This window comes from Rhodococcus sp. NPDC057297, from assembly GCF_042667435.1.
Lineage (GTDB): Bacteria > Actinomycetota > Actinomycetes > Mycobacteriales > Mycobacteriaceae > Rhodococcoides.
On sequence record NZ_JBHUZE010000001.1, the window covers coordinates 225,081 to 237,751 of the forward strand.

A 12,671-nucleotide genomic window follows, 5' to 3' on the forward strand; every position below is an offset into this window, starting at 1 on the left:
AACTTCCTACTAAGGGCCCTGTTCGCGGAGCCGCGGGACATACGCTGCAACAGGCAAGCGATCGGACTCCCACACTCGTGGTCACCGTTGCGCGTCAGTCCCGGATTCACACCGGATTCCCTCACCCGTCACACAGATCACCACACAAGCGACCCTGGGGTCACTTTAACCCCCCTTGACGTTTCCCCTCGACCCGGTCGTTCAGCTCTCGTCTTGTTCCCGGACCGAACGTGGCCCCTGTTCGTGAACCGAACGTGGCGTTCGGTCAGTCAGACTGACTGAAATCCGCTTTCGCTCCTGCAGAAGGCATGATGGGGGCCGTGGATTTGTCCGTCGGCCGCCCGATTTCCGACGCCGAAGCCGACTCGCGGTGGGCCGCCTGGTCACCCTTCGATGTGGCGGAACGACTGGCAACCGTTCGAGCACCGTGGTGCATCACCGCGGGATGGGCGCTCGAGCTGTTCACCGACGACGCGGCTCGCGTTCACAGCGACGTGGAGATCGGTGTGCCGGCACATCGGTTCGGCGAGATATCCCTGGCGCTCGACGGTTACGAGTGGGATGTCGTCGGGGACGGGCGGTTGTGGCCGTATCCCGACCATCTGGACAGTCACTTCCAGACGTGGCTGCGCGACGACGCCGGCACCTATCGGCTGGACGTCTTTCGCGAACCACACGCCGGGGACCACTGGGTGTACCGACGTAACCCGGCGATCTCCCTGCCGTACGACGTCATGATCCGGCACACCTCGGACGGCGTCCCCTATTCCACACCCGAAGTGGTGTTCCTGTTCAAGGCCAAACACTGTCGGGCACAGGACGAACTGGACTTCCGTCGCGTCCTCCCCCATCTCGACCAGGCAGTGCGCGCACGTCTGCAGTCCTGGCTTCGACCCGTCCGCCCCGGACACCATTGGATCGGAATACTCGACGCTTCGCCGTGAAGCGAACGCGGTGTTCGATCAGTCAGACTGACTGAAATCCGCTTTCGCTACTGCAGGGGGCGCGTTCGATTCGGCGGGAACCGCGCCTGGGAAGGTACTGCGCCCGGCGATGACGGTGATGAGAGCTCCGATGACGAGTAGGCCCGCGAGGGCGATGACGTCGGCGATGGAGGCCCTGTCGACGACGATTCCGCCCACGAGGGCTCCCGAGGCGATGGCCACCTGGAATGCGACGACGTAGACGGCCGAGGCGCGGTCGGGGTCGGCGCGCGTGGTGTTCAGGACGGTCGACTGCAGGCAGACCGGGACGGTGGTGAAGGCCAGACCCCACAGTCCGATGCCCAGGACAGTTAGTGCGGCAAGGGAACCCGGGGCGGAAAGCATGGTTGTCCACAGCAGTGCCAGTGCGGCCAGAACGACGGACAGTGCACCGATGGTGGATCGCCTCGGCCATCGATCGAAGGTTCTGCCGACGATCCAGATTCCGACGACTCCGCACAGCCCGTACAGCAGCAACATCACGGTCAGGATCGTTCCGACGGAACCGAGGCCGCGGTCCACGATCAACGAGAAGTAGGTGTACGCGACGAAGTGGCCGAGCACTGCGAGAAATGTTGCGACACAGATCATCACCAGGGATCGGTCGAGTACGCGCACGCGGACTGTCGGGCCGGAGCCGACGTCAGCGACCTTCATCGTCGGCAGAACCGCGAACAGTGTCACCGCGATGATCGCCGCGACCACACCGATGCACACGGCCGCTGTGCGCCAGCCGAGCCACTGGCCGAGTGCAGCGGTCAACGGATTGCCTGCTACCAGCGCCAACGACGTTCCGGCGTAGACCGTCGCGATGGCCTTACCTTTGCGTTCGGGGGCGACGAGCGAAGCCGCGACCGGTGCGACCACTGCCCAGAACACACCGTGCGTCGCAGCACAGACCATTCGGGCTATGACCAGCATGGGGTACCCGATGGCGACGGCAGACAGAAGTTGCGACACGGCGAGTGCACCGACGGTCACCACGACCACCGTTCGACGCGGCCACCTGCGTACGAACGTCATCAACGGCATCGTCATCACTGCGACTCCGTAGGCATAGAACGTCAGCAGCAGGCCGACGCTCGATTCGCTGACCCCCATGTCCGACGAGATCTCCGGGAGCAGCCCGACGGGCAGAGTCTCGGCGGTCACGTAGACGAAGGCCGCGGCCGCGAGAACCAGAAGCTTGACGAGAGATCTACCGTCACCCATGTTGTGTATCGTTACACATGCCGTCGAGGAACGCTAGGGTGAACCCATGCAACCCCGCCCGACCATGGCCGACGTCGCCGCCGCCGCGGGCGTGTCCACGATGAGCGTCTCCTACACCTACAACCAACCCACTCGCGTCTCAGACACCACCAGGACGCGAGTCCTCGCCGCCGCGGAGCGCCTCGGATACACCGGCCCGCACACGGGCGCACGGTCGCTGCGCAGCGGCAAGACCAACAACGTGGGCGTCGTCCTCACCGAGAAACTGACGTACTCGTTCGAGAACCCCCAGGCCCGCGCTTTCCTGACCGGAATCGCCGAGGCCTGCCTCGACACCGACTCCGGACTCGTGCTGTTACCCAATGGAGGCCGCTCCCAGCCGAATTCGCCGGCGAAGGCCGATCTGGAGCGCATACGCGGCGCTCAGATCGACGGGTACGTGTTGTGGACCACGGTGTCCGACGACCCGATGCTGGACGTCGTGATCGGCACCGGCAAGCCCGTCTGCATCCAGGGCGGGCCTATCGTCCCGGGTGCGGCAATCATCGGAATCGACGACTCCGCAGCAGCGTTCGCCGTCGGGAAAGAGGGACTGCGACAGTCGACTGCGCCTGCGGTGATCAGCTTTCCGCGCAATCGCGACCGCGTCGTCGAGATCGTTCACGGCCCCGATCCGGCCGACGCCACCTTCCCGGTCACCGCCGCACGCCTCGCCGGCTTCCGCCGGGCCGTCGTCGACGCGGGTTTCCAGTGGGAATCCACTCCCGTTGCCTTCGTCGGGACGAACGCGTCCGCCGACGGCGCCGACGCCGCACGCCGACTCGTCGGCGCCGACGCACTTCTTTGTTGCAGTGACGATCTCGCGCTCGGAGCGTTCGATGTCGTCGGCCCGCTCGACGGCGGCAACGGCGTCGCGATCACCGGCTGGGACGATTCCGATGCGGCCAGAGCAACCGGTCTGACGACCGTCGCGCAATCACTCTTCGATCAGGGCTGCAACGCTGCGCGCTGGGTGCTCGGCTCCCTCGACCGCATCCCCGAAAGCCCATGGTCGGTGCAGGTCCGGAGTTCGACGAGACCCTCGCGTCCGTGCTAACCGGGCAATTCACACTCGTTCTCGCGCCAAAACGGGGAAGACGACCTGTTTGTAGCGGATAAGCAAACTTCGGGTTATGGTGAATCGCGGCCGACCGGCCACGGGGGGGAAGTATGAACCGAGAGACACCCATGCCCCGCCCTGCCGTCGAGAATCCTTTTGCCGTTCCTCGGGCGGAGCTGGATCTGCTGTCCGACCCCCTCGTGCTGGTCGATCGAGACTTCGTCGTCACCTACGCCAATCCCGCCGCCGCGGCGCTGCTCACGGCACCATTGGACACCCTCGTCGGACGCTGCATCGACGCCTGGTTCTCCGATCCCGCCTGGACCGCGTTCGTCTCCTCCTGCAACGGACCGGGAGTGTACGAGGACTTCTCGTACACCCTGCAGAAATGGCTGTCCTACCGCACCGTCAAGGGCACTTCCGGGCACGCGATCTGGGCAACGGACATCACCAGCGAGCGACTCGGGGACACCCGCGTCGAATGGACCGACGACCTCGCGCGCACCATGCTCGACGCCGTTCCGTCCGGCGTCGTCGTCCTGGACGTCGACGGCATGATCGTCCTGGTCAACAGCGTGTGGTCCGCGTTCTGGGCGGATCGACCACACACCGACGGGTGCCTTCCCGGAGCCAGCTACTTCGACCTGTGGGCTCCGGCGATCGCCCGAGGTAACGACGCGGCAATCTCACTGGTCGACGGCCTGCGCGCACTGATCTCCGGATCCGGGCAGGTCTTCTCCTCCAACCACAGATTCGGGTCGGTGGTCTACCGAATCCGAGCCACCCGCCTCGCCGACGGCGGCATCTACCTCACCCATACCGACATCACCGCGCAGGCCGCGGAGGCTCCCGTCCGCCAGGATCCCCTGACCGGTCTGGCGAACCGCGACGAGATCGAGGCGCTCCTCGCCACCGAACTCGCGGTGCGCTCCGACGAGAACGAAGTAAGCATCCTCCTCGTCGACATCGACGGTTTCCGCGAATTCAACGACGCACTCGGCCCCGTCCACGGCGACGAGCTTCTCCAGCAGGTCGCGAACAGAATCGCCGCCTCCACCCGGCCCAACGACACCCTCGGCAGGCTCACCGGCGACGAGTTCGTCGTCATCGCCCGAGGCTGCCAGTCGATCGCCGCTCGCGCCCTCGCCGCCGGATTTTCCAGCGTCCTCGAGCCTGCATTCACCATCGACGACCGTCAGCTGACCGTGACCGCGAGCGTCGGCGTCGCCACCTCGGGGCCGGACTCCGACGACCCGGTCCAACTCATCCACGACGCCACCACCGCCATGCACGCGGCCAAGAACTTCGGCCGCAGCAGCCACCAGGTGTTCTCGGAGGATCTGCGCGACAGCAATCGCACACGCCTCGAACTCGTCGAACGCCTTCGCGGAGTCGCGATGGCCGAACACGAGCTGCAAATGGTCTACCAACCCATCGTCGAACTCGCGTCCGGCGCAGTCATCGGCGCCGAAGCACTGATCCGGTGGAACCACCCGGAACTGGGCCTGCTGATGCCGGACAGCTTCATCGGTCTCGCCGAGGACGCAGACCTGATCATTCCGCTCAGCAACTGGATCCTCTCGCAGGTCTGCCGCACCCTCGCGGCTTGGCAGTGCAAAGGCCTGAACATTCAGGTCGGCGTCAATGTGAGTCCACTCCACTTCGCCGCAGGCACACTAGCCACCGACGTCAACAGCATCATCGACTCCCTCGGAATCGAGCCGGGGCGGCTGGTCCTCGAACTCGCAGAGTCGAAATCGCTGCACGACCTCGACGCAGTGCACTACCAACTGATGGACGTCCGACGCCACGGCTCCCTCATCGCCATCGACGATTTCGGCTCCGGCTTCTCCTCCCTCGAACGCCTCGCCACCCTGCCCGTCGACATCCTCAAGATCGACAAATCACTCACCCAACACCTCGACAGTCGCGACCTACAGCGCAGACGAGCCATGACCTCGCTCTGCAAAGCCGTCGTCGACGTCACACACGATCTCGGACGCGACACCGTCGTCGAAGGCATCGAAACCAAAGACCAACTCGCCAGCTGCGTCGACATGGGCGTCACATTCGGGCAGGGTCATCTATTGGGCAAGCCCATGACCGCCACTCAGCTCGAAACGATCCTGCTGCCGAACGACGCACACAGCGCGTCGGCCTGACACGAGGAAACGACGCACCGTGAAGATCGACGACGAAATAGGACGCTTCAGCGAAGCCCGACGCGCCATCCTCTCCAGCGTCAACGCCGACGGCACCCCGCACCTCGTGCCGATCGTCTTCGCTCGCGTGGACGACACCCTCGTCACCGCCATCGACTGGAAACCCAAAAGCACCCAGAAACTCAAACGACTCGAGAACATCCGCGCCGACCCGGCCGTCAGCCTCATCGTCGACAACTACTCCGAGAACTGGAAAGACCTCTGGTGGATCCGCGCCGGCGGTTCGGCCGAAGTCATCGACGCCGACACCGATCGCGGCCGCACCGCCATCGCCGCCCTGGTGAAGAAATACGAGCACTACACCCCCACACCTCCCGACGGCCCCGTCATCGTCATCAGCAAACTCACCTGGCGATCCTGGCAAGCGTCCTAGAATTCAGCAGCCCCCTTCCGTCCCGTTCTGGCCCCCCTTCTTCCCCCTTCGACCCCGTTCTACCCCCTTTCTGGAGCGAACGTCCCGTTCGGTCAGTCTGACTGACCGAACGGCACTTTCGCTCACGGGTTGACGAAAAATGACTCGCAATGAATCAGCAACTGATGCAAACTGCACGAATGCAACCGATCCCCCCGGAACTGATCGAGTTCGACGACTTCGTACTTCGTCGGGAAACGCTTGCCGACGCTGCACCGGTGGCCGAGGCGATAAAGTCGAACATCCCGCGGCTTGCGCCGTGGATGGAGTGGGCCGTCGAGGACGCCACACCCGTCGCAACCCAGGAAAGTCGAATTGCCGACTCTCTCGCACAATGGGATTCGGGTTCTATGTTCGACTACATGATCGCCGGTCTTGCCAGCGATGAATTCTTCGGCAAAGCGGGGATTCGATTAGCGGGACCGGATCACGCGACCATCGGTTATTGGGTCACTGAAGATGCGGAGGGACGAGGAATCGTCACTCGTGTCGCGCGAGCCCTGACGGCCCTCGCCGCAGAGCTCGACGGCATCGTTCGAGTCGAAATCCATTGCGATGCTGCGAACGACCGCAGTCGGGCGGTACCCGAGCGCCTCGGATACCGCCTCGACCGCGTGATCGATCACCCGATCACGACGTCGCATCAGACCGGCCGTCAAATGATCTGGATCTACGACGCGTCCTGACGCCACTCCGATCGTGGGATTGCAACTACCCTCGGCCGCGGGCGGTTCCGGGCTCTGTCGTAAGCGTGTCGCAGGTCGTCGATTACTGTATTGGGTTGAGAACGAATCGCTTTGGGAGTATGCGCGACGAGGACGACATCATGGCTTTCGATGTATGCGCGTCGTTCCAGCGTCTTCTCGAACGCCTCAGGAGAAGAGTGGTGTTTGAAGGATTCGATTTCCTGAGCCATTCCTACCGCATCCCACCAGTTGTCGACGATTGCAATGAAATCACCGTGGGCAGTCAAGAGCACCTGGTTGGACACCACCGGAGGCAGGCCACTACTTCTGCAGAGTGCCTGAGCGTCGACTTCCGCCACCGAATGCGCGCCGTCTCCGAGTTCGTACAGCACCCTCCTCGGCATGGACGTTCCCCGTGATGACCCGTCGTCGAGTTCTTTCATCAACGCGCCGACGTCAGCTGCGCCGCGCTGCACCACCTCGGCGACGAGGGCCGTGCATTGCTTGCGATCGGACATTCGGCGGGCTGCATCGAGCAAACACCGATCGACCGGTGCGACGGGCAATCCTGCTTTCCTCACCGCCAGCGGTAGACGCGTCGTACGCTCGACACTCACAAATCCGGTAGCTTGACGATTTCGGGCATTCGGTATCAGGAGTACGCAGTCCGTCGGTTGCGTCGAAGACCCGAACCCATGCAACGCCAGACCAGCACGACCGGACAGCATGGAATCCTGCCCGCCGTACATCACCGCCGCCGTGTTTCTTTGTTGCCTGGTTGGCTGACCATTGTGCAAAAGCACCAATCCGGGCAGGATCCGCTGCCACGGCCCACCGGCGGTTCTGTCCACTACCGTTTGCGCCCCCACTCCGAGCCTCCTCAAATCTGCCGTACGGATCACGCCATTCCGTGCATGACGCATCAGTAGTTCCCGGTCGTCCGCCCACTCGCCCCGTTTCATGCTGAGCATCGAATACCAAGGGTCGGACAATCTGCACCGCAAGTTCGCCTGCCTGTGGATAACTGCCCGATGCTGTGGATAAGTGTCCGAAGTACAGGTTGACCGAACCCCACGTTCGCTCCGAAACGAGCGCGCACGAACACAGCACGAGGCCGCACCCACCCGAGCGAAAGTGCCATCCAGTCCGTCAGACTGACCGAACCCCACGTTCGCTCCGGAACGCCGGGGCAAACTCCGCCGGAAACAGGCGGAAACTGGGGGGTAACGGACACCGGTCGACGGCTGGGCCGGGGGTACGTAGGGTCGGGGTGGTGACCGGGGACACTCGGGTTCGCATGTGGAGGGGAATCATGGCGATATCGGATATTCAGGAATATGCCCATTTGACCGAGGCGGATATCGAGGCGCTCGGTGCGGAGTTGGATGCGATCCGGCGTGATGTCGAGGATTCTCGTGGTGAGCGGGATGCCAGGTATGTCCAGCGGACCATCGCGTTTCAGCGGTCGTTGATGGTTGCGGGCCGGGCTGTGTTGTTCGCGAGCAAGAAGAGGCCTGCGTGGTTGCTCGGGACTGCGTTGCTCGGTGCGGGGAAGATCATCGAGAACATGGAGTTGGGGCACAACGTCATTCACGGTCAGTGGGATTGGATGAACGATCCCGAGATCCATTCCAGTAACTGGGAGTGGGACAACACGTGTCCGTCTTCGGGGTGGAAGCATTCGCACAACTTCACGCATCACAAGTACACCAACATCGTCGGCTTGGACAACGATGTCGGGTACGGGATTCTGCGCATCACTCGCGATCAGGAATGGCATCCGAAGTATGTTGCGCAGCCGCTGGTGAATGCGTTGCTGGCGACGTTCTTCGAGTGGGGCGTGGCGCTGCATCACCTCGAGACCGACAAGCTTCGGACCGGCGAGGTGAAGTGGGAGGACAAGAGGGAGATGGCGGTCGACGTCGTCCGCAAGATCGGAAAGCAGGTGGGCAAGGATTACGTTCTTTTCCCGCTGCTGACCGGTCCTGCGTGGAAGTCGACGCTCACGGCGAATGTCGTCGCCAATCTCATTCGCAATTACTGGTCGTACGCGGTTATTTTCTGCGGCCATTTTCCGGATGGTGCGGAGAAGTTCACGCTGGAGGAATACGAGACCGAGTCGCAGCCGGAATGGTATCTGCGACAGATGTTGGGCAGCGCCAATTTCGAGGCCGGCAACACGTTGGCGTTCATGAGCGGCAACCTCTGCTATCAGATCGAGCATCACCTGTTCCCGGATCTGCCGAGCAATCGCTACGCGGAGATCGCTCCCAGAATTCGCCAGTTGTGCGACAAGTACGACCTTCCGTACACGACGGGTTCGCTTGCCCACCAGTACGGGCAGACGCTGCGCACCATTCTGAAACTGTCGTTGCCGAATCGGTTGCTCTCTGCGACGTCGGACAACGCTCCGGAGACGTCGTCCGAGCTGAAGTTCCGCATTCGCGGCGGGATCAAGGAAGTGTTCGGCGTGGATCCGGCGACGGGTCGGCGTCGTGGCCTGAAAACTGCATTGGGAATGCTGAAGGAGCACACACCGGTCCGTTCCGCCTGATCCGCGGCGGGTGATTACCGCGCCGCGAGGCGCCGAATGATCACTCGAAGTCGGTCCTCGGCGCTACCGTTACCTCGGCTGTTTTCGAAGCAGTCGACAGTGACGGCAAGTGCCGAGGGCAGGAGCGGATCGTGACGAGCACACCGGTGGCATCGGAGTCGACGAAGAATTCAGAACACCGAACTCCGCGGGCATTCACGCCGCCGGAGCACGGGCGCCTGCGCGAGGTGCCGCACATCTCCGGGCTCGTCCTCGGGGTGTTCGCGGTACTGGTGTTTCTCTGGAGTCTGTCGCCGGCGCTGCGGGCCGTCATCCGTGTGCCGCGAGAGTACATCGACAACTACTACATCGACGCACCGGACACCTCGCTCGCGTGGGCTCTGGTGCTCGGGCTCACCGCAGCCGCCCTGGCGAGTCGCAAACGCATCGCCTGGTGGTTCCTGACGCTGTATCTCGTGCTCGTCGCGGTCAGCAACCTGGCGGATGTGATCGACGGCAACAACGTCAGTGCGTGGATCGCGCTGGGCGTGCACATCGTGATCATCGGTGTGCTCATCGCGGCTCGCAAGGAGTTCTACACCCGTGTTCGGCGCGGTGCGGCGTGGAAGGCTCTGGGTGTACTGATCCTCGGCGCGGTGGTCGGAACGCTCGTCGGCTGGGCACTGGTCGCTCTGTTCCCCGGTACGCTCCCGGAGAACCAGACGTTCCTGTGGGCGTTCAACCGAGTCACCGCCCTCGCGACCGTCGACAACGAGCAGTTCGACGGCCGCACACACGTTTTCGTCAACACGCTCCTCGGCTTGTTCGGGGCGCTCGCGTTGTTGGCGGCCGTCGTCACGTTGTTCCGTTCGCAGCGCTCGTCCAACGCACTGACCGGTAGCGACGAGTCCGCGCTTCGCGGCCTGCTGGACAAGTGGGGTGCCGAGGACTCGCTCGGGTACTTCGCGACCCGCCGCGACAAGGCCGTCGTGTTCGCACCGAGTGGCAAAGCCGCCGTGACCTACCGTGTCGAGATCGGAGTGTGCCTCGCCAGCGGCGATCCCATCGGCAACCCGGAGGCATGGCCGCACGCGATCGATGCCTGGCTGGACCTGGCGGAGAAATACGGGTGGACGCCTGCGGTCATGGGCGCGAGCGAGACGGGCGCCACGGCGTTCAAGCGGGCCGGGCTCAGCGTCCTCGAACTCGGCGACGAGGCCATCCTGGACACCAAGAAGTTCAATCTCGCCGGCCGGGAGATGCGGCCGGTCAGGCAGGCGGTCAACCGCGCCCGCAAGGCGGGCGTCACAGTGCAGATACGACGCCACCGCGACATCCCGGCTCAGGAGATGGCCGACATCATCCGGTGCGCCGACGAGTGGCGTGACACCGAGACCGAGCGTGGGTTCTCGATGGCGTTGGGGCGCCTCGGCGATCCTCTCGACGGCGACTGCCTTCTGGTTCAGGCCCGCGAGGGCGAGAAGACCGTCGCGGTGCTCTCGCTCGCTCCGTGGGGCCGTACCGGTGTGTCGCTGGACCTGATGCGCCGCGATCCGCAGGCACCGAACGGCGTGATCGAGCTTCTGGTCACCGAATTGGCGACCGGCGGGGATCAATTCGGAATCAGCAGGATTTCGTTGAACTTCGCTGTGTTCCGTGCGGTCTTCGAGGAGGGCAGCCGCATCGGCGCGGGGCCCGTTCTACGGATCTGGCGTTCGGTACTGGTGTTCTTCTCCCGCTGGTGGCAGCTGGAGGCTCTGTATCGCTCCAATCTGAAGTACTTACCGGACTGGGAGCCGCGGTACCTGTGCTTCGCGGACAACCGTGAGCTTCCCAAGGTCGGCATCGCGTCGGCCATCGCCGAAGGGTTCTTGACGCTTCCCAGCTTCCGGCGCGCCCACAAGCACACCGGTTCTCACACGGCGGTCCCGGCGGCGCTGGCGGACACCGCGGACATCCACGCGGACGGCAGCGGTCCCGATCAGGTCGACGAGGACGACGAGCCCCAGCGGGGCCCCAAGCGTCCCGACCAGGTGCGCGTGCGGCTGGCGAAGCTCCAGCGGTTGAACGACGAGGGCACCGAGGGATATCCCGTCGCCTATCCTCCGACGCATTCCGTCGCCGAAGCACTGGCCGCCCCACAGGGGACGACGGTTCGCATCGCCGGCCGTATCCTGCGCAACCGCGATTACGGCGGCGTCGCGTTCGCGGTCGTGCGGGACTGGACGGACGACATCCAGGTGCTGTTCGACCGCGAACGGGTCGGCGACCGGTTGGACAGTTTCGACTCCGACTTCGACCTCGGCGACCTCATCGAGGTCAGTGGCATCATCGGTCGCAGCAAGAAGGGTGAACTCTCGCTCCTGGCCGCGGAGTGGCGGATGAACGCCAAATGCCTGCACCCGCTGCCGGACAAGTGGAAAGGACTGCAGGACCCGGAGTCGCGCGTGCGTCAGCGTTACGTCGACCTCGCGATCAACCGCAGTGCCCGTGACCTGATGATCGCGCGCAGCAACGTCGTGAAGTCTCTGCGGGATTCACTGTCCGACCGCGGCTACATGGAAGTCGAGACGCCGATCCTGCAGCAGGTGCACGGAGGTGCCAACGCAGCGCCGTTCATCACCCACATAAACGCGTACAACCTCGACCTCTATCTCCGTATCGCACCGGAGCTGTACCTGAAGCGTCTGTGCGTCGGCGGCATGGACAAGGTGTTCGAGATCGGTCGGGTCTTCCGCAACGAAGGCGCGGACTTCAAGCACAATCCGGAGTTCACGATCCTCGAAGCGTACGAGGCACACAGCGACTACGAGCGCGCAATGGTGCTGTGCCGCGAACTGATTCAGAAAGCAGCCGTCGCGGCACACGGGCGCGAGATCATCCTGCGTCCCGACGGTCCGAACGGCGAGATGATCGAGATCGACATCTCCGGGGAGTGGCCCGTCAAGACACTGCACGGGGCCGTCGCGGAGAAGCTCGGCGTCGACGTCGCACCCGGTACGCCGCTCGCTGAACTGCAGCGACTCTGCGACGAGAACGACATTCCCTACGAGAAGGACTGGGACGCAGGTGCCGTCGCGCAGGGAATGTACGAGCACCTGGTGGAGGACTACACCGAGTTCCCGACGTTCTACAAGGACTTCCCGACGTCGATGTCGCCGCTGACCCGGCCGCACCGGTCCATACCGGGCGTTGCGGAGAAGTGGGACCTCGTCGCCTGGGGCGTGGAGTTGGGTACCGCGTACAGCGAACTCACCGACCCGGTCGATCAACGTCAACGTCTCACCGAGCAGTCGTTGCTCGCAGCAGGCGGCGACGAGGAGGCGATGAGTCTCGACGAAGACTTCCTGCAGGCCCTCGAGTACGGCATGCCGCCCACCGGTGGACTCGGCATGGGCGTCGACCGCGTCGTCATGCTCATCACCGGTGGCTCCATCCGCGAGACCCTCGCGTTCCCGCTCGCCAAACCCCGGCAGTGATTGTTTCAACGTGAAACAATGTGCGCCCGGGCAGTTCGTGACCGT

The 12,671-nt window shown here is 63.9% G+C and carries 9 protein-coding genes and 1 riboswitch; of the genes, 7 read left to right on the forward strand and 2 right to left on the reverse strand.

Annotation, left to right across the window (positions count from 1 at the left end; translation table 11 throughout):
- Nucleotides 1-34 precede the first annotated feature (34 nt).
- Nucleotides 35-160: riboswitch (cobalamin riboswitch) on the reverse strand.
- Nucleotides 161-311: 151 nt separating this feature from the next.
- A complete protein-coding gene (locus ACFULT_RS01080) occupies nucleotides 312-944 on the forward strand; it encodes a hypothetical protein (RefSeq protein WP_378480890.1) in 633 nt (210 codons plus the stop codon).
- 18 nt (nucleotides 945-962) lie between these two features.
- Here the strand turns inward: ACFULT_RS01080 and ACFULT_RS01085 are convergent, their stop codons facing one another.
- Complete coding sequence (locus ACFULT_RS01085) at nucleotides 963-2,195, reverse strand: MFS transporter (RefSeq protein ID WP_378480394.1); 1,233 nt, start codon at nucleotides 2,193-2,195, stop codon at nucleotides 963-965.
- Nucleotides 2,196-2,241: 46 nt separating this feature from the next.
- On the opposite strand from ACFULT_RS01085, the gene ACFULT_RS01090 reads away from it, so the two are divergent.
- The 4 genes from ACFULT_RS01090 (at nucleotide 2,242) to ACFULT_RS01105 (ending at nucleotide 6,614) form a co-directional block, all read left to right on the forward strand.
- Entirely contained in the window at nucleotides 2,242-3,291 is a 1,050-nt protein-coding gene (locus ACFULT_RS01090) for a LacI family DNA-binding transcriptional regulator (protein WP_378480395.1), read from the forward strand.
- 113 nt (nucleotides 3,292-3,404) lie between these two features.
- Nucleotides 3,405-5,456, forward strand: a complete 2,052-nt coding sequence (locus tag ACFULT_RS01095) for a putative bifunctional diguanylate cyclase/phosphodiesterase (protein ID WP_378480396.1) — start codon at nucleotides 3,405-3,407, stop codon at nucleotides 5,454-5,456.
- A gap of 19 nt (nucleotides 5,457-5,475) precedes the next feature.
- Nucleotides 5,476-5,889: a TIGR03668 family PPOX class F420-dependent oxidoreductase gene (locus ACFULT_RS01100; RefSeq protein ID WP_019665002.1), complete on the forward strand. Its 414-nt coding sequence runs from the start codon at nucleotides 5,476-5,478 to the stop codon at nucleotides 5,887-5,889.
- Between the two features lie 179 nt (nucleotides 5,890-6,068).
- Entirely contained in the window at nucleotides 6,069-6,614 is a 546-nt protein-coding gene (locus tag ACFULT_RS01105; RefSeq protein ID WP_378480397.1) for a GNAT family N-acetyltransferase, read from the forward strand.
- Here the strand turns inward: ACFULT_RS01105 and ACFULT_RS01110 are convergent.
- Nucleotides 6,599-7,132: a hypothetical protein gene (locus ACFULT_RS01110; protein WP_255122794.1), complete on the reverse strand. Its 534-nt coding sequence runs from the start codon at nucleotides 7,130-7,132 to the stop codon at nucleotides 6,599-6,601. The genes ACFULT_RS01105 and ACFULT_RS01110 overlap by 16 nt on opposite strands.
- A gap of 794 nt (nucleotides 7,133-7,926) precedes the next feature.
- Here ACFULT_RS01110 and ACFULT_RS01115 point away from each other — a divergent pair.
- Both ACFULT_RS01115 and lysX read left to right on the forward strand, forming a co-directional pair.
- Nucleotides 7,927-9,168 carry a fatty acid desaturase family protein gene (locus ACFULT_RS01115; protein ID WP_378480398.1) on the forward strand — a complete coding sequence of 414 codons (1,242 nt, stop codon included), beginning with the start codon at nucleotides 7,927-7,929 and terminating at the stop codon, nucleotides 9,166-9,168.
- A gap of 131 nt (nucleotides 9,169-9,299) precedes the next feature.
- The gene (gene lysX, locus ACFULT_RS01120; RefSeq protein ID WP_094720166.1) at nucleotides 9,300-12,626 is read left to right on the forward strand and encodes a bifunctional lysylphosphatidylglycerol synthetase/lysine--tRNA ligase LysX; all 3,327 of its coding nucleotides are present in this window, start codon (nucleotides 9,300-9,302) and stop codon (nucleotides 12,624-12,626) included.
- Nucleotides 12,627-12,671 lie beyond the last annotated feature (45 nt).

Excerpts from the sequence above, each read along its gene's own strand:
- ACFULT_RS01080 (WP_378480890.1), top strand. The coding sequence starts at position 312 with ATGGGGGCCGTGGATTTGTCCGTCGGCCGCCCGATTTCCGACGCCGAA.
- ACFULT_RS01085 (WP_378480394.1), bottom strand. The coding sequence starts at position 2,195 with ATGGGTGACGGTAGATCTCTCGTCAAGCTTCTGGTTCTCGCGGCCGCG.
- ACFULT_RS01090 (WP_378480395.1), top strand. The coding sequence starts at position 2,242 with ATGCAACCCCGCCCGACCATGGCCGACGTCGCCGCCGCCGCGGGCGTG.
- ACFULT_RS01095 (WP_378480396.1), top strand. The coding sequence starts at position 3,405 with ATGAACCGAGAGACACCCATGCCCCGCCCTGCCGTCGAGAATCCTTTT.
- ACFULT_RS01105 (WP_378480397.1), top strand. The coding sequence starts at position 6,069 with ATGCAACCGATCCCCCCGGAACTGATCGAGTTCGACGACTTCGTACTT.
- ACFULT_RS01110 (WP_255122794.1), bottom strand. The coding sequence starts at position 7,132 with ATGTCCGATCGCAAGCAATGCACGGCCCTCGTCGCCGAGGTGGTGCAG.
- ACFULT_RS01115 (WP_378480398.1), top strand. The coding sequence starts at position 7,927 with ATGGCGATATCGGATATTCAGGAATATGCCCATTTGACCGAGGCGGAT.